Here is a 22517-nt window from a genome sequence, read left to right on the forward strand (position 1 = left end):
GGCTTAAACTCCCTCGGAGCGTGGTTCGTGGCCCTCTTCGGCCGGATGCAGACTGCTTATGACCAGCAGCGGCTCAGTTGCAGGGTTTTCTGGGGCTGGCACCAACGCCGCATCCGAATGAGGAATCGGCAGTCGCTGCATTTTACTTTGAAAATAGAGTGGTCCGAAAATCCAGGATGCCCAGGAATGCCAGCCGAGCTCCGGGAATTCCTGTTTCAGAAGGCGCAGCATGAGCGCGGCCCACAGAAGATGCAGGACTGGAATTACGGCCAGCATAGGCAGAGGCGCCTCCTGAAACGAAGCCGGATCCATGATCACCTGAATCCCGCGGCTCGTCAAAGCCGCCGCAAAGATGCCGAGCGAAAGCCAGAGCAGGGAACGCGGCGCGATGCTGCGACCCGTTTTGCGCATGCGCCTGTCGGCATCGGCATACCAGAAAAGGGCAAAGGCACCGCTGCTCAGAATGAGCATGACGAACATGAAAAGCAGTGAACGCTGCGGCCAGATCATGCGCTGGTTGACCCAATCGTCACTCTGCAGCTGCCAGCCGATGGCCACCAGGAAAAGTATGAAAAGTCCCAGTATCTGCGGAAAAGCGACCGTAAATCGTTCCCAGAACGTAGGGCTCGCCTTGGGCTGATAGGTCACGAAACGTCCCAGCTCCTGCCGCACCTGATCCGCATCTTCCAGGTAAACAGCCAGATCGCGAACATCCACATGATCCGCAAGGCTCGTGTAGTCATGCACGAACGAAAGAACGCCATCGGCGAATGTTTGCGTCAAGTGATAGCGAAAGCCACTGTTCTCGATCGTGAAGTCATGCGCAGGCACTGACCATTCCGCGGGGATCACCACATCCTGCCTGTGCGTGATCTGAAGGGGAAACATTTGCGCCACGGGATGCACGCGCTTCACCTTCTCGGGCTGCATCAGATACTGGCTGATATAAGCCCCGGCCGCCACATCCAGACGCCACGCGCCGCTGTCCGTCTGCCGCCAAAGATCAGGAACCGAATAGCTCTCGGTTATGGTAAGTTCGTTACCCAGTCGATCATCCTGAAAAACCGGCGCCTGCTGAATCTCAGCCGCGGGATAAAGCTTCTTGATATAGTTAGCCAGATTATCACTCAAAACCACCGAGCCCTGGGCCGCGAGATCCGCGCGCATTTTCTCGGCCTGCCACCCGGAAAACCGGCTCTGAATCGTCAGGACGATAGGCTCCAAAAAATCCTGAGTCTCATAGCGTTCCTGATAGTCGATGCGTCCAACCGGAGTCAGCGCCGGATCCTGCTTCAAAAGCTCCCGCGCCCCTTCCCGCAAAGGCAAGCCCACATAGAACCCGGGATAATCCCGCGACTCAAGCTTCACACCCTGATGCGATAGAGTTCCATCCACCCAATAAAGAGCGCCCTTGGCCGGATCCTTCACACCCACGATCACATGATTGAACGCCAAAGGCGTGGCCGGCATCGCCTCCAGTTCCTGCCCGCCTTCACTGCGAACAAGAATAGGAAAGGCCTCATAGCCGAGTCTTTGAATCAAACGCGTTAAAAGAAGGGCCTTGTCCTTGCAGTCACCAAACCTTTTCCGCAGAACCTCATCCGGTTGCCGGGGAACGAAGGAACCCGAACCCAGCTCGATACCAACATAACGAATATCGTCCTGAACGAAACGAATGGCCTCCTCGACCTGAGCCTTCTGCTCTTGGACCCGCTCGCGTATGCGCTGGGCCATGTCCTCGACGGCCTGATCGCTCGCGCCTTTCACCTGGTAAAAAGGCAGGGCCCACCGCACGACTTCATCCCAGTCCTTCCAACTGCTGAAGGTCAGGGTATCCATAGGATCCATCCATTCAGGAACCTGATCCTCGCTCAGCTGGGGCGGCAGCTTGCGGCCGGTCCACTGCATGATGAGCCCTGAACCTTCCACCCGCTGCTGGATGGCAACATCCGCGCGATTGGCTTTCCACTGCACCGAGGCCTCCCGGGGCCAGATCTGACGAATCTGGGCTTCGAGCACCGGCACCGTCCAATTCAAATCATGCCGGCCGCTATATTTCTTGCCCAAAAGAGGCTGCTGCCCCACCACGCTATAAGCATAGTCCACAACATCACCGACCCTCAGGTCGTGCAGAAGATAGGACGCCGTGAGCGTTCCATCGAAGATCTGCCGCTCGCTGTCCTTTTCACGTCGAATCATTTCAAAATCAGTCGGCTTCAGGGTGATCACGGGTTGATCCTGATCCCTCTTGATGGTGATGTGATGGAAAATCAATTTTTCATAACCCGGATCGAAGTCCGCAATGATCTGACTCAGCTCATCCAGGCCGGCGGGATTATTGATGCGTCCGACAAGGCGGAAGAAGGATTGCGGCGCCGGACCTACAAAAGAATCCTGCCGATCGACAAGCAGGTAGGTCACCGGACCATCGAATTCCCCCACGGATGCGGTCGTGGCTTCATGGTGCAGAACCCATGACGGTACGGGCTTTATGGACAGCGAAGGCCCTGCGTTCACGCCCTGCGCGTGCGCCCGTCCCATCCATCCAAACCAACTGAACCAGAAAAGCCAGAGTAAGGGCCATCGCATAGGGATTCCTTGCCAAACATGTCCGGGATTAGCCGCCCCAAAGTTTCAGAAGTGGCAGCGTGCAGGCAGTTCCCAGAAAATAAACGGAGCTGGCCAATTCAACAAGACCAAACAGCTCGTCAGCCCAGGTCAAACGCTTTTCCTGTTCCCGACTTTCCGAAAGAAGCCAATCCTCCAGCAGCCGCATTTGCTCAGTCCGGGGATCGCGTCCCCGAAGTCGCGCGTGATCCAGCTCCCGGATCCAGGCCTCGTGCCAGGGCCCAGCCTGACTCGCACCGAGCCACGCCCTGGTGAAATTCGCCTGCAATGACGGGGAACTGGCCAAAGGATGAGCCGGAAGACGCCTGAGCCAGAGCATAAGGATAAGAAGGTTCCCACCCATCAATAAAAGCGCAGGAGGATTGTCCGCCATGCGTAAAAACCAGCTGCCATCCAGAACCAGACTGGTCGCAAGGCCCAGTCCTGCAGCCAGGCCAAGTCGCAGGGCCGCACCATAGCCCACCCGCAGGCGTTCCCCGTCGCTACGTTCCAGGCTGTGAATCCATGTCAAAAGTGTTCGTAAAGCCTGAGGCTGCAGACGTCCGCTGCGGAGCTGCTCTCTGAAAACAACTGTCAAAGGGTCAGTGAGCGGCCCTGGGCTCTGGTACTCCCGCGATTCCAGACAACGCAGAAAACTCTGCGTGGACCCGGACCATGATGCAAGGCGCCTTTCTCCGCGCCAGCGGAGGAAGACCAGACTATTCATTATGAGAAGAAGAATAAGACCATTCATGCGGAAGTTTTAACAGCGGGGCACGATGTCATCCAGCGACATCGAATGAATCGTGGGTCTGAGTGTTCGTTACGAAACAAAGATCGAGCGGCAGCGCCATGATCAGAGTGAACTGCACATGGGCACGATCATTCAAAGATCCCAAAGTCACCTGAATGGAGCCACCCTCCTCTTCCAGATAACTCCTCACCGCATCCAGCCCCACACCACGGCCGGAAATATCACTGACCGCGTCCTTGGTGGAAAGACCGGAACGGAAAATGAGTTCCGCCAGGTCCTGATCGGTATATTGCGGCGGCAGTAGTCCCCGCTCTTTACCGATGCTTTCCAATTTCAAAAGATCAAGGCCCTGACCGTCATCACGGTAATGAAAATAAAAATAAGGCGCGCTGACCCTTGTTCCCACGTGGATCCGCCCCTGCGCCGGCTTTCCTTTGCGGAGGCGCTCCTCGGTGGATTCAAAGCCATGGTCCAGGGAATTGCGCAGAAGATGCGTTAAAAGACTGTGCAGAAGATCAGCGCCTTTATCCTTGAGCATAATGGAGCTGGGTTCAAGCACAACGATCGGCGTGGCCTTGCCCAGATCACGGGCCATCGAATCCATGCCGCGGCAGCATTCATCAATAACGCCGGCCAGCGCCGTCGAGCAGCTCTTCAAAAGAACCTGCCGCGACTCATGCAAACATTTCAGGGCGGGTTCATTTAAATTCATGGTTTCCAGACGCCCAAGCTTATCGAGCGTGTCTTCGATATCCTTCCGCGACATGCGCACGGCCTGATTTCCAGACTGCCACCCCAGACGGGACTGACTGACGAGACGATAATGTTCCACCACGGCTTCCACGCGGTCCAGATCCTTTAAAAGACGCGCGGAATCCCAGAGAGCCTCACCCTTCTGCAGAGCCGCATAATACTGCTCGGCCTCGTGACTCACGCTGGACAGGGCACCCAGATAATAAGTCCGCGCCGCGCCTTTGATGGTATGCATGTTCACAAAGAGCCGCTTGATGACATCCGCAGGGGCCTGACGCCCTTCCTGAAGGATCGTCCGGTTTTCCTGAAGATAGGCCAGGGTCTTGTCAACGAAGCGATGGAAGCGATCCTCGGGGATCTGAATGAGTTCCATGATAACCTTCATGTCCTCTTCCTGACGTCGCGCCTGCGCTTCGAGTCGTCTGAGCTTGGTTACGTCACGAATGCTGACCAGGACTTTCTCTACGGTCTGCGCCTTGCTGAGCATCGGATTCCAGTCGATCTGAAGCGTTCGGGTTTCCTCCGTTCCCGGCACTGCGAACTCCAGTTCATGGACAAGATTCGCGGCATTGAGTTCGAAGCCGACCGGGTCCTCGCCCAGGCGGCATCCAGGCTCGATTCCGTCAGGCTCTTTTCTTCCTCACTGAGTCGCGCCCGATCCAGGATCAAAGTCCGAAGAGTCTGTCCCTTCATCTGCGGCTGGTGAGTCAGGTCTTTCAGATATTCCGAATGCAGCTCGTCGATTGTCTTATCGGTCGTGCTGATCGTAAAAATACCCTGACGGATGTGGGCCAGGATCGACTTGATATCGCGCGTCTGCATGGCCACCTCGGACTGCAGTTCCCGACTCAGATGTTCCGAGCGACGGAAGGCGCTGGCAAATCGAAGGGCTACGATCTGGGATTGGCAGATGATACATATGCTCATGCCCATGGCTGTGGAATTCTGCGGCAAGGAATCATAGCCATAGGAATTCAAAACATCCAGGACGGCTCCGATCACGACGCAGCCTATCCCGCTCAGCGAAATCACAGCCCCCTCATTACGGGCCCAAACAGCCCGCAGCAGAATAAAAATCCCATTGAAGCCCAGAAAGAGGCTGATCATTTTCAGAAGATTGCTGAGCTGACCGTAGACGGTGGCCGAGGTGAACACTGCAAGGCGAACAGCAGCGTCAGGCTTTTCATCCAGGCTTTGGGAACAAATCCAGGAAAGCAGCTGTTCGTAAAATAGAGGAGACTCAAGGGGCCGATGATCATTGTTCCGTAGATAATTTTAAAGATCACTTCGAACTTGAAGGCCGAATCCGGAATGAAGGGCGTCGCGGCTTCGGCAATCGCCAGAAGCCTGATGCAAAGAAGAATCGAGAAGATCGCCAGGAACAGACTGGGACGATCCTCAGGACGCCGCAGATAAAGCGAACTGCTATAAACAGCCAGGAAAAAGATCACCCCGAGGAGCCAGTAGTTCAGTTTATCCTGGAGTTTCAGATACTGGCTCAGATCAAAATAATCACCGATGCGGGGCGCCAGCCACAGCCCGCCCCAACTGTGATGAAAGTTGCTGGCATGAATCAGGATGACCCAGGTTTGATCAGGGCTCGCGCGCAAAGGCAGAAGATTGTCCCGGGCCGTTAAAGGACGGGAATGCTCGCGATCGAGTCCGGCTTCACCGATATCAAAGCGCGCAAGGCTGCCTTCCGGATCCTGCAGCGTGAAAGCCTGCAGTCGGCCGCTGGTATAAACGCTGGCCCCTTCCAACGCCAGCTGCCCTGGCGGCACCTTATGCACAACCAGAGCATAGGTGGCGATTGCAAAATCGTCCTTGAAGAGAGAAGGCGCCGCGTTCATGAAACGCTCGCCGCTTGGAGCTGTCAGCAGTTTCTGAGGATTGTGCCGCCAGCGCTCCAGAAAATTCTGCGGAGTGATGTGCTCATGCGGGAAAAAATACCAGTCGCCTGTCAAACGCAGGGCGTGCGCCTTGTCCCATGCGCTCAAATCGACTTCGCCGTGTTTCACTGTGACCTGCTTCAGGCTCGCCGCCCAAAGAGGACGGATCCCGCCAAACTGCAGGAGAAGCAGATACATGATAATACGAGCGAATGCCATCCACCGACCCACTATGTCAATATGTGTAGACTTTCGGCTTCCGACAAATTTACCTTGAGTTACAGCGGACAGCGGGAGGGGAAACCCACAGGGCGTGGGTTCAGACGACTCAGTGCTTTTGGGCCAGAAGATGATGGAGAGCCTGCTCAGTGGCCGAGAGCGCGCGTTCCAGATCCGGAAGACTCGTCTCGATTTGTGCAAAACTCTCGTCTTTGGCTGCAATTTCAATGGTGCCAAAGATTTCAGCCAGCCGGTTGTAGCCGGCGTCCAGACAGGATCCTCGGGCCGTGTGGGCCTTGCTGTTCAGCACTTTCTTGTCGCGTTCGCCAATATGATTTTTCAGAAAGGATGTCGTCTGACGGGCCGTTTCCAAACAGCCGGACAGAAGTTCATCGACAAAAGGGCTATCCTCGGTGTCGTATTTCCGAAGCTCGTCGATTCGCTCCAGCGCAATGATTCTATTATCCATGACTTACCTCACTTCCATCCCATCAATTTTCAAGACTTAGCGTATTTTGCCTCCAGTTAAAAGAGCAAATTCGTACAAATTCATCAAACCGATTGGCGCCTTAATGATCTCATGACCCTTGACGGAATGGTGGCCTGCGGTCGAAAAGTCAAAGGCACCTTCCGCCTGCGCCTGGGAGCGCCGACAGATGATGCCTGAGAGTTTCATGACTACAGGTTTGAAATACTAGGAAGCGGGACTGGCAGCAGCGTGCTGATCAAGGCTTATCGCACACTTCGCGAATATTCACCTTCTTGGCTTTACCGCCTTCGATATCGACAAGGCCGAGTTTCGCGCCGCACACATAGGCGATATCCAGGCGTTCGATGCCTTTTTCAGCCTTGACGTCGATGCAGTAGAGTCCCTTGGCATTATCCAGAGCAAGGCCCACTCTTTCAATGGAACTGGCGGACGCGATATTCACGAACACCACCTCAGGCTTGTCACCGGCCAGCTGAATATTGGATTTTTTCAGCTTATCGACATTCACATTCACTTCACGGATGTCATACTTTTCACCGGCAGCGGCCTTGTCCCACTGCGGCCAACACTTGGCCAGCTTATCCTTCAGCTCCTTGGGAAGCTCGGGGGCCTTGGGCGGAGCCGGAGGTTCCTTGCCAGGGGGCGGCGTTTCCTTGCCAGGAGGCGGTGGTTCCTTGGCCGGTTCTTCACCCTTGCCGCCTTTCCCCATGGAGTCGATGATGCCGCCATCCACATTCTTATCAATGATAACCGTATCCTCGTCCGGAACGATCACCGCATCCTCGCTGCCGCCTTGACCTTGACCATAGGTCTTGCTGCCAAAACTCGCGCTCAGAGAGCCGAACTGCCGATCGTCACTGCTATTTTTTCCTTTGCAGGACAACAGCAGCAAACTTACTGCAGTCAGGGTTAAGATGCGATGCATGGTGAATCTCCGTCAGTTTTTACTCATAACGAGGAAAAGGATGCAAGGAGCGCACCATGCGTAACCAACTGAAATCAATAGAAAAAGGAACATAAAAAGCGGATAGAACCAAGACAGTGTCGCACCGGGCAAAATTTTCAAGCAAGGTCCTGTTATGCTTTGGAAATGAGATTACGTAGCGCACTCATTCTGATCGTCCTGTCCCTTCATCTGCTGGCTGTCACAGAGGTTCGTGACATCCTGGATGATGAGCGCGTGCTTTTCATCAAAGAGGATGATCCGCGCGTTATCCTGCAGCTGACTCGCGATGTGATCACACGTGGGCCCGAGGCCCAGGAGCAGCTTTGGATTCGGGCCATATGGGCGGAAAGTTCGGTTTCCAATGATTTTGGTGACAAGATCGGAACCCCGGACGATCGTCAGAAAGCAAGGCGCATGGCGCGGGAACTGGGGATGATCCGCGAGGCCTTGGATCTGGAACTTGATGCGCTGCTCGACAGTCGGGCGGCCGACAAGAGCGAAGAATTCACCCAGCTTTTAAAGCAGGCCGAACTCATGAATCAGCCGTTGGTGGCTTCGCGCATACTGCGCGAGCATGCCTTTTGGTTTTATGAGCGCGGGGAAGTGCTGAAGAGCATCGAACTGCAGAAGCGCTCGGCGGCATTTCTGGATCAGGTTCCGAACCTTCCTGTCATCGAAGGCCTGCGACTCAAGATAGATATGGCGATGGTGCTCGATACCGAAGGGCAACCGCTGCGGGCTCGTCAACTTTATGAGGAAATCGCTGCGGAATGTGGTCGCCGCTATATGCGATCGCTCTGCATCACCAATGCTCATGAAATGGGGCTTCACTACAGCGCCTCGCAAAGTGAAAAGGACTGGCCCACGGCCGAGTCCTGGTTTCACAAGGCTCAAAAAGAAGCCCGCGAGTTTCGTGACGGCTGGACGATCGCCAAAGGGGAAGCTGCATTGGCCACCCTTTACACCAAGCTCAAACGCCACGACGAAGCCATTGCCCATGGTCAGCAGGCGGTGAAAGAATTTCTTCCCTTCAAAAATAACCTTTGGACCGGCGACGCCTATAAAAAACTCGGGGCCGCCTATGAAGCCGCCGGGCGGCCGCTCGAAGCGGTCGACGCTCTGCAAAAAGCTCAAAAATTCATCCCGGTTGATTATCTTCAGGATCAAAGTGAAATCCATCGCCTGCTGGCACGCGCCTGGGAAGCCCTGCGCGATGATGCCAAAGCCCTTTTGCATCTGAAGCAGCATCTGGCTCTGAGTGATCGCATCAAAAATGAGCGCGAGACCCGCGAATATTCGAAAGCCATGGTCGATCTGGGCCTGCGGGTGGAAGAGGAACGAAATAAAGTCCTGAAAGCTGAAAACAGCATGCAGAACCAGCGCCTCAGGGATGCCGAGGAGCTGCGCTTTCTTTTGCTGATGAGCCTTATTCTGGCGGCTGTGGCGATTGCTTCCCTCTTGCTGGCTACGATCCGATCCCGGCAGCTCCGTCGCGGGGAAACGCACATGCGCCGCATTCTGCAGCAGATTCAGGAAGGCATCCTGACCTTTGATGCCGAGCTCCGCATCCGAACGGGCTATTCGCAGTATGTGGAAAATGTGTTTGGACGGCCTTTGGTCGGCCAGCATATTCTCAGGGATGTGCTCGCGGCCGGGCCTTTTACAGCGGATGAAATTCGCACCTTTGAAGAGGTCCTGTCGCTGTCCATGAGCGAAGGGCCTTTGACCTGGGACTTCAATCAGCATCTGCTGCCATGGGAATTGACCTGGAACAAGGAAAGAATATTGGCTCTGCACTGGCAGCCGATTTATGGTTCGCACGGGCGCATGTCATCCATTCTTTTAAGCTTCCGTGACATCACGCATCAAAAGGAGCTGATGAAAGAACTGGCCCTGGAACGTCTGCGGAGTGATCGCATCACGCGCTGCCTTCAGGAACTGATTGAACTGGGGCCCGAGAAAACGGCCCGCGTGTTCCAGGACACGCGCAGCTTTATGAAGAGCTGTCCGCAGTGGATGGCTGAAGGTCAGAACGCGGAAATTTTCAGGCGTCTTCATACCCTGAAGGGTCTCGCCCGGAGCTTTGGACTTCGCGAGCTGGCGCAGGCCGCCCATGATTTCGAAGATATTTTTATGAAGAAGGTTCCCGCACGGCAGGATATCGAGGCCGCGTTCGAACGCTTTCAGGCGAGTTTTGCCGCTTATACGTCTGTGGAACTTTATGGGGCCACGCCGCATCATGCCGTCAAATCCCTTTTCGCCTGTCTGGATCCTTTGCTCCCCGATCTGCGTCGGCGCAGTGAAGACAGCGGCCTTGCATTTGACGGCATCACGGCCCGTGATCATGTCAGCCATTGGCCGCCGATCATTCTAAACAAATTGGAAGCCATTTTTGTGCACGCCCTCAACAATGTCATCGATCACGGATATCGTGGACCGCAGAGCGAAGGTCAGAGCGTGGGCGCCGTCCGCATTGAAGTGGAAGCGACCGAAGATGCCGCCGGACTTCACCTCACCATTCGGGATTACGGGCATGGAATCGCCTGGACCAAACTCCGCGCGCGGGCGCTGCAGCTTGGGTTGGACGTACTATCCGAACGGGAGCTCGCGCAGCTGGTGTTCGAGGATCGGCTTTCAACCACGAGTGAAATCACGGCCACCAGCGGCCGGGGCGTGGGCATGAGCGCGGTTCGCAGCCTGTGTGAGGAGGACGGCGGCGCCGTGGAATTTACGGCCAATGATCGCGGCCCCGGCGCGCTGCTGCGGATCCACTGGCCTCAGCCGCGGGCTCTTTCCAGCGGTTTTTGAACGACTGCCCGCCTGGGATGAACCTTGAGCCGAAAACCCTGGGGCTTGAGAGTCAGATTTTCTATGATCTTCAGCTGATAGTTCTGATAATCCTCGAACTCGAAATTCTTCAGTAAAAGCGCCAGCGCAAGCGTCGCCTCCACACTCGCGAAGTGCTGGCCGATGCAGATGCGCATGCCTGTCCCAAAGGGTCGATAGGCCTTTTCCGGACGCTGACGGCAGGCTTCCGCACTGAAATGATCGGGATTGAAGGCGTCCGCGTTCGGTCCCCAAACTTTAGGATCGCGGTGCAAAAAGGGTGTGAAGACCAGCACCCGATCGCCCGGTCTCAGCCGGTATTTGCCGCCCAGCGTCGTCGGCGCATGAGGTGTTCGGGAGAATGCGGGGGCCGTGGGCCAAAGGCGCAGCGATTCCTTCAGGACCTGATCCAGATAGGAAAGTTTTTGGATATCGACGAAGGTCGGATCCATTTGATTATCCACACCGAAGACGCTATCGACTTCCGCCACTGCGCGCGCCATGACTTCGGGATGCTTCACCAGGAAATAAAGGGCGAACGAGAGCCAGCCGCTGGTCGTTTCATGACCAGCGATCAAAAAGGTGATCAGCTGAAAGCGGATGTTCTCGGCATCAAGGGTGGTGCCTGTCTTGCGATCCACGCCTTCGAGCATAAGCCCCATAAGGTCCCTTTGCCCAGGACGGGGATGCGCGAGGCGCTCGGCGATCACGTTATCCACGATGCGGAACATGAGGTCACGGTCCAGGGTGAACTGCCGGCGTCCGCGGAAATCGAGGAATTTCTGCAAGGAACTCGACCGGACGTGCCGACGGCAGTCCGCGAGGCAGCGCAGCATTGCGTTCACGAAGGGATGAAGTTCGTCGTTTTCAAAGCTATTGAAGCGGTAGTCAAAACCGCAAAGAGCGATGGTATCGAGGGTGAGGCGTGTGAAGTCTTCGGCGACGTCCACGCCCGTCGGATCATAGGCGGACCATTTTTCCACCAGTTTTTTGCCGGTTTCCAGCATGCCGGGGAAATAGCTGCGAATGGCCTTCATGCTGAAGGCCGGCATCAGGATCTGATGAGCCTTGGCCCAGTTTTCCTCGTCATTGCGGGCTGTGAAGAGTCCATCACCCGTGAAGCGCCTGACATATTTCAAAGGGCCGCCTATGCGTTTGCCGAAGCGCTTTTCATCGCACAGTTCCTCGGCCAGCGCATAATCCGTAGCGACCAGGACGCGATCACCGGGGAGGCGCAATTCAAAGAAGGGTCCATACTGTTTCGAAAGTTTCATCAAACCCTGGACAAAATCCGCGCCCATGAAGTGATGCGCGTGTCCCAGAAACGGCAGACGCGGCGGCTGAGGGATAACATCTGTCGGCAAAAGAGGAAGCGATGCAGTGGACACGAAGTCTTGCTCCTTTGTTCCGAGAGTTCCGCTGGCATGGGTAAAAACCCATGTTTATCGAGAGAGTGATGCACTAATATCTTTATCTCAGGGCAGGTGAGAACGCAAGAACAGGGAGGCAGGACGCCGACGCGAGCACGCAAGAGAAACACTCTCAAGGCTCCGAAGGCAGATCGTGATTCTGTATGGCGGAACGATAAGCAGGAGATCTTTGAAAGCGTTCGAATTCCAATCTATCGCGGATAACGGCTTTCTTTGCATCCTCATCAGGAAGCGTGAGCGCCCCTGCAGGCGCCCGCGATTGAGGAGGAGCCGACTTGCGAATGATGAGTCGCCGTCCGATCCAGCTGACATCTGTTTCATCCTGCAGGCGTTCCGCGGCTCCGGTCAGAGTTTTCAGGGTCAAAGGCAGCGAGTCCTCTTCCAGGGCATCCATCAGCTCCAGAATCAGCGCCCGAATCCGCGACTCCTGCAGATTCTCGAAAAGAACCGCACGCAGCATAGGATCACCACGCAGAGCGACGATTTTCAAACGCTTCCCGTCCAATCGAACAATGCGAAGAAAAGCTTCTGAACCAGTTGAAATGCGGCGGGCATGCAGGGGAACGTCAAGGGCACCGGAAAGAATACTGGCATCGACCATCAACTTCTGTTTGGTGACGCCCGTCGTGCCCGCTTTGAAATCCTGTCCCGGCAGCAAAGCGGCATCGCCATTTTCCGCGGGTGCAGGCAAGGAAATTTGTCCCTGACGGGCTTTGGGCAGAAGATCCGCATAAGTCGTCTGCGGTGTGGATACGGAAGGCGTCGGGGCCGACGCAGGGCGCGGACGTCCAGGCGCCCTGGCTCCGCCCGTCCCTCGGCCTTTGGCGGAAGGTGCGGGCTTTTCCGTAAAGTGAATTTCCACAGGCACCCGAGGACGCGGGATCTCACGGCTGTGCGAGGGCAGGAAAAAAAAGAAGGCCCATCCGATGATCAGATGAGCCAGCAATCCGTAAACTAAACTGCGAAAGAGCATCAGGCCAGCTGTCCGCTCATGAAACCCTCTCTCTGCTGCCAGCGCAGCATCTTCAAAGTAAAGGCTTCATCCTCGACCGATTTTTTCTCGATGGGTTTGGCCAGCGAAAGAAATACGAGCAATCCCCGCAGGTCTTCACCGCTCAAACGATAGTGCACGCCCTTCCACATCGAACAGAGGTCGATGCTCTGCTGCTGACAGTTGCGGGGCAGGATATCCGGCAGATAATTGCAGGGTTCCACCTGCATGCGCATCTGCGCCAGCTCCAGGACTTCCGCCAGCGAGCTTCTGCAGTTGGCGGCATTGCGGCGATTTTTCTGCAAAACGTTCGCAACGAAAGGCAGGCCGGTGATGCTTCGCCACATCTCACCCAGGTCATAGTAATAACGGAAACTGCAGCGCTTCTGCAGCGCTTCGTTTTCAATGCGAAGATCAAGACTCGGTCCGTCTTCACCGCCACCCGTCCAGTTATTCCCGGAACCGTTGCTCAGGCGCTGAAGCGAATCGTAAGCGTCCGCACCGAAGATCAGCCTGTATAGAACGCGCGCGAGCACATTCCATGACGAGGCCGAGGGCGTGAGACGCATGGTCGGAAGACTTTCCAGGCGCGGCACGGGAAGACCGGCAAGACCCTGCGTGAGAACCGTCATGGCCTGCTTCAGGTTTTCCGTCTTGTGGAGCTGCGCCCAGCGGAAAACATCACGCAGCGCGTCGATGCGCGCGTCGATGACATTTTTCAGATGCATATTGTGATTGCTGAGACCCCAGAGGGCCAGGGCGCTGCCGCCTTCGACCGCGACACCCACAGGCAGGGCCATTTCAAAATCGGCGTGACGCACAAGACTGATGGAAGGGCAGAAGGCCATGGCGACCTCGCCCTGCTCCAATTTCTTATTCAGGCCCGCTCCATCATCGCGTACGAGGTGGAAACGAGGGGCGTACTTTTCGAGTTCTTGAACCAGAGGATGCGAACTCCAGGAATTCGAACAACCGATGAAGGTCGTGTCCTGGCGGTCTGTACTGGCACTTTTCATTTTAATATTGACTCAAGTTAGCGAAAACATAATCGGCTGCTTCAAGAGTCGCGGCAATCTCCTGATCGCCATGGGCGAAGGAAACAAATCCGGCCTCGAACGCCGACGGAGCCAGGTAAACACCCTGATGCAACATGCCCCGGAAGAAACGCTTGAACTGGTCGATATTCGCCTGGGCCGCCGCCTCAAACGAGGTGGGCAATTCCGAGCAAAACATGAAGCCGAACATGCCGCCTTCACTGTCGACCGAAAGCGCTACACCATGACGCGTGGCCCGCTCCTTCAATCCCAGAACCAGCTCTCTAGTACGCCGGCTCAAGTCTGTAAAGGCATATTTGTTTTGGAGGAGTTCCAGCGTCTTAATTCCACAGGTTACAGCGACAGGGTTACCCGACAGAGTTCCGGCCTGATAGACCGGTCCCGCAGGGGCCACCTTGTTCATAATTTCCGCTTTGCCGCCGTAAGCGCCAATGGGCATGCCCCCGCCGATCACCTTGCCGAGGGTGGTCAGATCAGGCTTAATCTTTTTAAGACCCTGCACGCCACTCAAACCGACACGGAAGCCGGTCATCACTTCATCAAAGATCAAGACCGCCCCATGCTGGGTGCAGAGTTCGCGCATCAGCTCCAGGTAACCATCCTTGGGTCGGATAAAGTTGCCGTTGCCGACGATAGGTTCCACGATCAAGGCGGCGATATCCTTGCCCTGCTGGGCGAAGAGGGCCTTCAGAGCTTCGCTGTCATTAAAGGCCAGGGTGATCGTATCCTTGGTCGATCCCTGAGGCACACCGGGGCTGCCAGGAATGCCAAGGGTCGCAATCCCCGAGCCGGCCTTGACCAAAAGCATATCCGCATGACCATGGTAGCAGCCGGTGAATTTAACCACCTTTTCACGGCCGGTATAGCCGCGCGCCACCCGCAGAGCGGACATGCAGGCTTCCGTTCCGCTCGATACAAGACGCAGCATGTCCACGCTCGGCAGGATCTCCTGCACCTTCCTGGTCAGCGTGATCTCGGCTTCACAGGGCGCGCCGAAGGAAAAACCCTGGCTCAGGACTTCGGTGACGGCCTTCACCACTTCGGGGTGCGCATGGCCCAGGATCGCCGGGCCCCAGCTGCCGACATAATCGACAAAACGGTTACCATCGACGTCCCACACATAAGCACCCTCAGCTTTTTTGATGAAGAGCGGATGCGCATCGACCTGTTTAAAGGCCCGAACGGGTGAGTTCACACCACCGGGAATAATCTGACAGGCTTCATCAAAAAGCTTTTTACTGCGGGCGAACGAGAGAGTTTTGCGACTCATCAAAGATTCCTTCTGCGCTGAATTCAAGACCAGAGATCACCAGAGTTCATCGTCCTGAAGCCCTGCATCCTCTTCGATTTTCTTACCGGGTTCCACCTTTTTTTCCGCGCCCGAGCTTTTCTCGGCCGGTCGAGCCATCGGGACTTCGCTGGCCACGCTGCCGGGAGCCGCAGGCGAAGCAGGGGACGGAGCGGAGGGAGCGGGATTGGAAGCAGTTCCCGCGGGAGTGGACACACCCATTGTTTCCCGCGGGGCCTCACCTTTCGCCATGGGAACCTGTTCCATGACGGGAAGGACGGGAATGCTGCCCTCGCGAGCCGCCGCATTATCCTTGCCTGGCAGACCTTCGATCAGTTTGGGACCACTCTGCACGCCATCAGGTTTCAAGAAGGGTTGGAACGCGCGACGGGGCACGCGGGATCCGCCGCTCAAAACTGTGGCAAGGTTCACATAGGAGCGAACGCTGGCGCTGCGGGCGAATTCATTCTGGAAGGTTTCGCCTTCTTTTTCGAAGTTGGTGAATTCGTAGGAATCACCATCACCCGCACCTTGCATGACAAGGCCCTGCGGCAGGTCCACGGCAACCGGGGCCGAGCAGCTGTGCGTGCGGGTTGGCCAGACCTGGATGTTCGCCATGGCCGGCTCATTGGGGTCGAGCATCTTCTGATAGCCGGTTTCCTTGATCATGGCCTTCGCATAATCCGTCCAGATCGGAAGGGCACCGTAGGCACCCGAGATGCGGAAACCGCCGCGACGCATGGTCTTGTTATGATCGTAGCCCACATAGGAAGCGATCACGTGGGTATGGACCATGGGCTCCAGGGCTTCGTTCGGCTTCACCGGGAAGGGCACGAAACCAGCGAAGTAAGCGGTCACGTAATCGTTGGTCGTTCCTGTTTTGCCGTAAGCGGGGACACCGATCCTGCGCATCTTGTCCGCTGGCTGGCCCTCGATCGGATATTCCAGGTAAAGCTCACCGCGGGCCCGGCGACCAGTTCCGTGGGTGACGACTTTTCTGAGGATCTCGCTCATCTGGGCCGCGTAGCAGGGATCGACCAGCTGGAATTCCTGGCGTTTGGGTTCATAGAGCAGGTTCCCATCACGATCCTCGATCCGCCGGATGAAGTTCAGCTGGTTATCAGGACCATCTTTATAGAAGCGGTAGATCTTCCCGTTCGCAAAGGTCTGATAGACTTTCGCCACCTCCGCGACCGACACATCGTTGGTTCCCAAACCAAAGGACATGACCGGCTCCAGCTTCGAATAGACGCCCATCGCGCGCGACAGGTTGCTGAGGTAGCGAAGGCCGACGATGATGCGGAAGTCATGATGATTGAAGTACTGATAAAGGGAGTACTGATCTTTCTGCGAGATCACGCCCTGATAAAGATCCTCCATCGACTGGGCGATGCGATCGTAGTAGCGAAGGGGCAGAAAGCCGCCGAGGTTCACATCCTCAAGGCTCACGCCGCCGCCACCCCAGATGGCCTGCGCGTCGAGCGGATTCAAAGGACGACCCACGGGCGGATCTATATTCACAAGCTTGCCTTTGGCTCCGGGTTTGAATTCTTCGCCGGGCAGTTCTTTCACATAGCCCAGAGCCGGACGGTGACCGGACGACAGCACGCGGAAGCGGGCGACGAGGCCCAATGTCTGCGGATCGGTGAAGAGGGATTCAGGTCCCGAATTCGCCACGCGCGCGGCCAGAACCTTCCAGTCCTGACGGGCATCCAGCGCGAGAGTCGAAAGGCGTTCCCAGTTTTTCTTCACAAGGTCGATGCGCAGGTTCCGTTCGCGATCCGAAACATCGCCTTCATCCAGACGGTAGATGTTCTGGAGTTCGGTCATGTACCCGCGGCCCCACCACATCTTGCTCACTTCGCGCAGAAGTTCCATGCGGCCCGAGAAGATCAGATCGGGCTTCAGTTCTTCGACCGCGCGCGCGAGCATGAACTCTTTCACCCCGTTATTGTCGAGCTGCACGCCCGTTTCCTTGGCCACGCGGTAATGGAAGTCGCGGGGGGCTTCACCATCCAAAGGCATCAGGTTCATGGAGTTCAAAAGCTCCTTGAACTCCTCGAAATTCAGCTTGTCCAATAGATGCGCGGTCAGGTAGACGGTCGCAAGGTTTTCCGACTTCACACCGGCCCAGACGATCGAAACATCTTCATAAGGGCTGCTGTGGTCAGGGCGCGGCAGATAGAACTTCCCTTGGAAGGGAAAGATGCGGCGTTCGTTATCGATGCGATCGAGGATGGTCCAGCCGAGCTGCAAGGCGGCGAAGAAGACCACGGATTTAAAGACCGAACCCGGCTGCCGGGTGGCGAAGACCGCGCGGTTGAAACCTTGCGAATCAAAGCCCGAGACCACGGCGCGCACCTCGCCTTCGTCAATCGCAATCAGACCGCCGTTGACGTTCGGGCGTTTTTTGAGTTCCAGCACCGCCTGATGAGTTTCCTCGTTGTATTCGAGCACCTCGACAAAGACGATGTCGCCGACCTTGATGCGGTCCATCATTTCTTTCAGATGATCTTCATAGGGACGGTAGGTGGGGATCGAAAGGATTTTCGCGGTGCGAATCAAAGCATCGGTGCCGATCACGCCTTTGGGTAAACCGAAGTCGATTTGAATTTCAGGCGTCTTGCCTTTGACGACCTTATCGACCTTGCCGTAATAGAACTGATTGACTTCCAGATCACGCAGCGAGCGATAGAGTTTCTTGTCCTCGACCTTGTAATCATCCAGGATCATTTCCAGGCGCGACAGGTTCCGGCGCATCTGCAGCTGGGCGGCATCCTGCAGTTTCTGGTCTATGGTCGTATAAACCTTGAGCCCGGCGTGGTTCAGCTCCGCGATGGATTCCATGTCCAGGGCTTCCAGGATTTCCTTCTTATCGAGCTGGCCGCGGATCAGGGAAACCAGGGCCACTTCCTGGGTTCGGAATTTACCCTGGTTGAAGGGGACTTTTTCATTGAAGGCGACCTTGAATTCGTCTTCCTTGATCCAGCCCTGCTCATACATGCGGCGCAGAACGTAGTTCTTCCGCCAGTTGGCGTTGTTCCAGGCCTCTTCCTTGTCTTCGCGCGTATACTTCACGAAGGGATTGTATTTGTTCGGAGCCTTCACCGAACCGGCGATGAAGGCGGCCTCGACCAAGTTCAGCTCCTTCACGTCCTTGTTGAAATAATAACGCGCGGCAATGCCTATGCCTTTGCCGTTCGCGGTGACGTGAAACTGATTCAGATAGAATTCCAGGATCTGCTGCTTGGAATACATGCGCTCCAGCTGGAACGAGCGGATCAGCTCCTTGATCTTCCGCTTGAAGGAGTGTTCGCGATGATCCATGATATTCTTCACGGTCTGCTGGGTGATCGAGGAACCCCCGCGTTTGAAGCGGAAACCGTTCTGCACCCCTTCGCCGAAAGCCAGGGCGATCGCGGTCGGATCAACGCCGAAATGCTGGAAGAAGTTCTTATCTTCCGCGGCCACCATCGCCTGGATCATATGCTCGGGCACCTGATCGATCGTCACATAGCTGCGATGCGCGTCATCGAAGATGCTGCCGATCTTGGTCTGCTCATCAAGGGTATAGAGCGTGGTTTCCTCGTTGATGCGGGCGAGGATGGTCGATTTTTTAAGTTCCGACACATCGCCAAAGTACACCAGGTATGTTGTGAAGCCTCCCAGAACGATAAGGCTCAACACCCCAGCCCCAGCCAACGCAAGCAGGACGGCCAGGAATTTCTTTTTTTCGAGTTTCAAGGGCACCTCTTTTGGCATGTAACCTTTTGAACTCCCAAATTATCGCGCGAAGCTCGATCGAAGTCCACAGCTTCTCGACCCGTATCCGGCGGGAGTCGCTTCCATGCTATAATAGTGAAATGAAAATTTCAGGAGACAGCGAATCATGAGAAAAAGCGGATGGTGCCTCGGCGTCGATCAAGGCCTCGGTTTCTGGCGCCACCTCGCTGCCAAACAAGGCCTCGGTCTGCGATGCCGCCTCGCTGCCAAACAAGGCCTCGGTCTTTTGCGCCACCTCGGAATCCTATGCTGTCTCCTCCCCTCCCTGGCGGAAGCACGCATTTTTCAGAGTTTTCATGATATCGTAGCGCAGGTCGAGCCCAGCGTCGTGCATATTCAGACCAGGGAAAGGCCATTGCGTCCTGCGAATGGGACGGATCCTTATTTCCATTTTTTTCAAAGTCAGCCGCCGCAAAACAGCACGAGCTTTCCGCTCGGGACGGGTTTTCTGATTCAGCCCGCAGGCTACGTCGTCACCTCGTTTCAGATCGTCGACGGACTCCAGCGCCTCGAAATCATCACGACGCAAAAAAAGCGTTACGCCGCGGAATACGTGGGTGGAGATCGGCAGAGTGATCTGGCCCTTTTGCGCATCAAAGATGCAAAAGGTTTGCGCACGCTGGATTTTGCCGACAGCAATGCCGTGGAAACCGGCGACCCCGTCCTGGGTTTTGGTTTCCCCTTGGGTTTCAAACCACTCGTGACATCAGGCATGATTGCCGCACGAGGCCAGGTCATGGGAGCCGGTCCTTTCGATGCGCATTTCATGCTGGATTTACCGACTCATCCTGGCAATCTTGGTGGGCCCTTGGTCGATACGCGCGGACGTGTCATCGGTCTTTTGGCTTCACCGGGCGCGGGCCTTTCCCACTTCGGCTTTGCTCTGCCATCCCGGTTAATGCAGGCTTTGATCCGGGATCTGATCAAGGACGGCAAGCTACAGAGGCCCTGGCTCGGCCTTGTGGCCAGAAATATTCCCTCGCTCGATAGTGTCGCGGAACTTTATGATCCCAGCATTCGCGCCGGGGTTTTGGTCGACAATTTGATCGTGGAAGGACCGGCCGCACGCGCGACTCTGCAGGTCGGTGATCTGATTCTGTCGCTCGGCGAACAGAAGATTCAAAACATCGGTGATCTGCAGGTCTTTTTAAGGTCGAAAAAGCCCGGGGATCGGGTGAATGCCAAGGTTTTTCGACGCCGTGCCGGACAAGTTAACATACCGATTCAACTCGGAGAAATACCCGGCGCTCAGGATCTTCCACAGGAACGTGATCTCTATTAAGCCGACAATCCTGCGGGGCTCATCAGCCCCTCAAACGAAGTGATTTGACCATCACTGGCCCCACCGCTATACTCCCGCCGCCACCCTATAGATTCCCGAACCGAGGACATTTCCATGAATGACTTGCAAACGATTAATGTGCTCAAGGGCCTTGTCATCGACGGCGTTGACAAAGCGAAATCAGGACACCCAGGCGGTGCCATGTCCAGCATGGATTTTGCCTATCTCCTGTTCCGTGAGTACCTCCGTTTCGATCCGAAAGACACCAAGTGGCTGGGCCGTGACCGCTTCGTTCTGAGCGCTGGCCATGAGTCCATGTTGATCTATAGTTTCCTGCACTCCATTGGCTGGCTGCCGATGGATGAACTGAAACGCTTCCGTCAGCTGCATTCCAAAACTCCGGGTCACCCCGAAAACTTCATCACCGATGGCGTGGAATGTACGACCGGGCCTTTGGGCCAGGGCGCGGCCATGTCCGTGGGTTTTGCCATTGCGGCGAAACATCAGGCGGCGGTTTTGGATGAAGAGCTCTTCGGCCACCGCACCTGGGCGCTTTTGGGTGACGGTTGTATGCAGGAGGATATCACCCTCGGTGCGGCGTCGCTCGCAGGTCACCTGAAACTTGATAACCTGATCTGGTATTACGATCGCAACGCGGTGCAGATCTCGGGTAAAATTTCCCGCTCCGCATCCGATGATTATAAGATGGTGTTCGAAGGCATGGGCTGGGATGTGGTGGTCGTCGACGGCCACGATCACGGCCAGCTGCGTAAGGTACTCGACAGCACCGAAAAGAAACTGAAAAGGCCTCTGCTCATCATCGGCAACAGTACGATGGCCAAGGGCGCTCACTCGCTCGAAGGCAGCGAGAAAACCCACGGCTCGCCGCTGCCTGCTGATGAACGCACCAAGACCAAGGAACGCCTCGGTCTGCCGAACGAAGCCTTCTACGCGCCCCAGGAATTCTACGATAATTTCCGCAAATTCTTCGGTGCGAAATCCGAGCGCGTGGCCAACTGGAAAAAACGCCTTGAGACGAAACAGGCCGACGCCAACTTCAAAAAACTTTTCACCGCCTACTACGAAACCAATACCTGGCGCAACCTGCCTCAGGTTCAGTGGCCGCGCGATAAAGAACATCCCACACGTAACGCCTTCGGTGATGTGATTTTGAAATGGGCCGAAGCCTTGCCGAACCTCATGGGCGGCAGTGCCGACCTGGAACCTTCGAACTGTCTGGAAGGCTTCGCGCATCTCGTTGGTGACTTCAGCAACGAAAATGCCAAAAATCGCAACCTCGCCTTCGGTGTGCGTGAGTTCCCGATGTCCGCCATCACCAATGGTATGGCGCTGCACGGCGGCGTGATTCCCTTCGATGCCACTTTCCTCTCGTTCGCCGACTACTCGCGTCCCGCCCTGCGTTTGGGCGCGATTCAACGCTGCCGCGTAATTCATGAATTCACCCACGACTCCTTCCATTTGGGTGAAGACGGCCCGACCCACCAGCCGGTCGAGCACATGATGTCGCTCCGTTTGATTCCCAACTTCTATCTGATGCGTCCGGCCGATGCCTATGAAACCCAGGTCATGATGGAAGTTGCCCTGAACCTGACCAGCGCGCCCTCGGCGATCTGCCTGTCGCGGCAAAAACTCCCGATGCTGCCTGTGTCGTCGGAAACTCTGGCTCAGGCCCGCTTTGGTGCCTATGCTGTGGTCGACACGGACACGCCTGAACTTGTGATCATGGCCACCGGCTCGGAAGTCTCCTTGGCCCTGGATGCCCTGAAGCTTCTGCCCGGCGTCAAAGCCAAAGTGGTGTCGATGCCCTGCTGGGAACTCTTCGATGAGCAACCGAAAAGCTACAAAGACAAGGTGCTCAATCCGAAATGCAGCAAACGAGTGTCCATCGAAGCCGGCTCGACTTTGGGCTGGCAGAAGTACACCGGCAGCGACGGCCTGAACATCGGACTCGATCGTTACGGTGACAGCGCCCCGGCCGGTGATCTGGCCAAGGAGTATGGATTTACTCCCGAGCAGGTCGCGGCCCGGATCAAGAACTACCTCGATTTGAAATAAGTGACCCTGCCCTGTTCGTCATCCTTGGCGAACAGGGTTTTGTTTTTTCATAAAAACCCGCATTGGATTTTTTCAAACTCTTCAGCTCACGTCTGTCTCCTCTTTCAGAAATCCCGCGTTCATCCCGC

Annotated in this window: 15 protein-coding genes; 3 read left to right on the forward strand and 12 right to left on the reverse strand. The window is 56.0% G+C overall.

Annotation, left to right across the window (positions count from 1 at the left end; all coding sequences use genetic code 11):
* Positions 1 to 3: 3 nt before the first annotated feature.
* The 7 genes from VFO10_RS13200 to VFO10_RS13230 all read right to left on the reverse strand — a co-directional run bounded on the left by VFO10_RS13200 (position 4) and on the right by VFO10_RS13230 (position 7637).
* Positions 4 to 2589: a DUF3857 domain-containing protein gene (locus VFO10_RS13200; protein ID WP_325140849.1), complete on the reverse strand. Its 2586-nt coding sequence runs from the start codon at positions 2587 to 2589 to the stop codon at positions 4 to 6.
* Positions 2590 to 2617: 28 nt separating this feature from the next.
* Complete coding sequence (locus VFO10_RS13205; protein WP_325140851.1) at positions 2618 to 3361, reverse strand: hypothetical protein; 744 nt, start codon at positions 3359 to 3361, stop codon at positions 2618 to 2620.
* A gap of 28 nt (positions 3362 to 3389) precedes the next feature.
* Entirely contained in the window at positions 3390 to 4649 is a 1260-nt protein-coding gene (locus tag VFO10_RS13210; RefSeq protein ID WP_325140852.1) for an ATP-binding protein, read from the reverse strand.
* Entirely contained in the window at positions 4577 to 5221 is a 645-nt protein-coding gene (locus VFO10_RS13215; protein ID WP_325140853.1) for a hypothetical protein, read from the reverse strand. Before VFO10_RS13215 ends, VFO10_RS13210 begins: the two co-directional genes overlap by 73 nt.
* Before the next feature lie 2 nt (positions 5222 to 5223).
* Complete coding sequence (locus tag VFO10_RS13220) at positions 5224 to 6222, reverse strand: hypothetical protein (RefSeq protein ID WP_325140854.1); 999 nt, start codon at positions 6220 to 6222, stop codon at positions 5224 to 5226.
* A gap of 109 nt (positions 6223 to 6331) precedes the next feature.
* Entirely contained in the window at positions 6332 to 6691 is a 360-nt protein-coding gene (locus VFO10_RS13225) for a hypothetical protein (protein WP_325140855.1), read from the reverse strand.
* Positions 6692 to 6947: 256 nt separating this feature from the next.
* Positions 6948 to 7637 (reverse strand): hypothetical protein, encoded by a 690-nt coding sequence (locus VFO10_RS13230; RefSeq protein WP_325140857.1) that lies wholly within the window; start codon positions 7635 to 7637, stop codon positions 6948 to 6950.
* A gap of 165 nt (positions 7638 to 7802) precedes the next feature.
* On the opposite strand from VFO10_RS13230, the gene VFO10_RS13235 reads away from it, so the two are divergent.
* Positions 7803 to 10466, forward strand: a complete 2664-nt coding sequence (locus VFO10_RS13235; RefSeq protein ID WP_325140858.1) for a tetratricopeptide repeat protein — start codon at positions 7803 to 7805, stop codon at positions 10464 to 10466.
* Here VFO10_RS13235 and VFO10_RS13240 read toward each other — a convergent pair.
* The 5 genes from VFO10_RS13240 to VFO10_RS13260 form a co-directional block, all read right to left on the reverse strand.
* Positions 10436 to 11872, reverse strand: a complete 1437-nt coding sequence (locus tag VFO10_RS13240) for a cytochrome P450 (RefSeq protein WP_325140860.1) — start codon at positions 11870 to 11872, stop codon at positions 10436 to 10438. The genes VFO10_RS13235 and VFO10_RS13240 overlap by 31 nt on opposite strands.
* A 154-nt stretch (positions 11873 to 12026) precedes the next feature.
* Positions 12027 to 12887: a hypothetical protein gene (locus VFO10_RS13245; RefSeq protein ID WP_325140862.1), complete on the reverse strand. Its 861-nt coding sequence runs from the start codon at positions 12885 to 12887 to the stop codon at positions 12027 to 12029.
* Positions 12887 to 13921, reverse strand: a complete 1035-nt coding sequence (locus tag VFO10_RS13250) for a hypothetical protein (RefSeq protein WP_325140863.1) — start codon at positions 13919 to 13921, stop codon at positions 12887 to 12889. Before VFO10_RS13250 ends, VFO10_RS13245 begins: the two co-directional genes overlap by 1 nt.
* Before the next feature lies 1 nt (position 13922).
* A complete protein-coding gene (gene hemL, locus VFO10_RS13255) occupies positions 13923 to 15230 on the reverse strand; it encodes a glutamate-1-semialdehyde 2,1-aminomutase (RefSeq protein ID WP_325140865.1) in 1308 nt (435 codons plus the stop codon).
* Between the two features lie 36 nt (positions 15231 to 15266).
* The gene (locus VFO10_RS13260; protein ID WP_325140867.1) at positions 15267 to 18992 is read right to left on the reverse strand and encodes a transglycosylase domain-containing protein; all 3726 of its coding nucleotides are present in this window, start codon (positions 18990 to 18992) and stop codon (positions 15267 to 15269) included.
* A gap of 145 nt (positions 18993 to 19137) precedes the next feature.
* Here VFO10_RS13260 and VFO10_RS13265 point away from each other — a divergent pair, with 145 nt between their 5' ends.
* Positions 19138 to 20313: a S1C family serine protease gene (locus VFO10_RS13265; protein ID WP_325140868.1), complete on the forward strand. Its 1176-nt coding sequence runs from the start codon at positions 19138 to 19140 to the stop codon at positions 20311 to 20313.
* Positions 20314 to 20427: 114 nt separating this feature from the next.
* Entirely contained in the window at positions 20428 to 22389 is a 1962-nt protein-coding gene (locus VFO10_RS13270) for a transketolase (protein ID WP_325140869.1), read from the forward strand.
* Positions 22390 to 22517 lie beyond the last annotated feature (128 nt).

This window comes from Oligoflexus sp. (assembly GCF_035712445.1).
GTDB lineage: Bacteria > Bdellovibrionota_B > Oligoflexia > Oligoflexales > Oligoflexaceae > Oligoflexus.

Bases quoted from the DNA above. Each gene is read 5' to 3' on its own strand.
- VFO10_RS13200 (WP_325140849.1), bottom strand. From the start codon at position 2,589: ATGCGATGGCCCTTACTCTGGCTTTTCTGGTTCAGTTGGTTTGGATGG.
- VFO10_RS13205 (WP_325140851.1), bottom strand. From the start codon at position 3,361: ATGAATGGTCTTATTCTTCTTCTCATAATGAATAGTCTGGTCTTCCTC.
- VFO10_RS13215 (WP_325140853.1), bottom strand. From the start codon at position 5,221: ATGATCAGCCTCTTTCTGGGCTTCAATGGGATTTTTATTCTGCTGCGG.
- VFO10_RS13220 (WP_325140854.1), bottom strand. From the start codon at position 6,222: ATGGCATTCGCTCGTATTATCATGTATCTGCTTCTCCTGCAGTTTGGC.
- VFO10_RS13225 (WP_325140855.1), bottom strand. From the start codon at position 6,691: ATGGATAATAGAATCATTGCGCTGGAGCGAATCGACGAGCTTCGGAAA.
- VFO10_RS13230 (WP_325140857.1), bottom strand. From the start codon at position 7,637: ATGCATCGCATCTTAACCCTGACTGCAGTAAGTTTGCTGCTGTTGTCC.
- VFO10_RS13235 (WP_325140858.1), top strand. From the start codon at position 7,803: ATGAGATTACGTAGCGCACTCATTCTGATCGTCCTGTCCCTTCATCTG.
- VFO10_RS13245 (WP_325140862.1), bottom strand. From the start codon at position 12,887: ATGCTCTTTCGCAGTTTAGTTTACGGATTGCTGGCTCATCTGATCATC.
- VFO10_RS13250 (WP_325140863.1), bottom strand. From the start codon at position 13,921: ATGAAAAGTGCCAGTACAGACCGCCAGGACACGACCTTCATCGGTTGT.
- hemL (WP_325140865.1), bottom strand. From the start codon at position 15,230: ATGAGTCGCAAAACTCTCTCGTTCGCCCGCAGTAAAAAGCTTTTTGAT.
- VFO10_RS13265 (WP_325140868.1), top strand. From the start codon at position 19,138: ATGAGAAAAAGCGGATGGTGCCTCGGCGTCGATCAAGGCCTCGGTTTC.
- VFO10_RS13270 (WP_325140869.1), top strand. From the start codon at position 20,428: ATGAATGACTTGCAAACGATTAATGTGCTCAAGGGCCTTGTCATCGAC.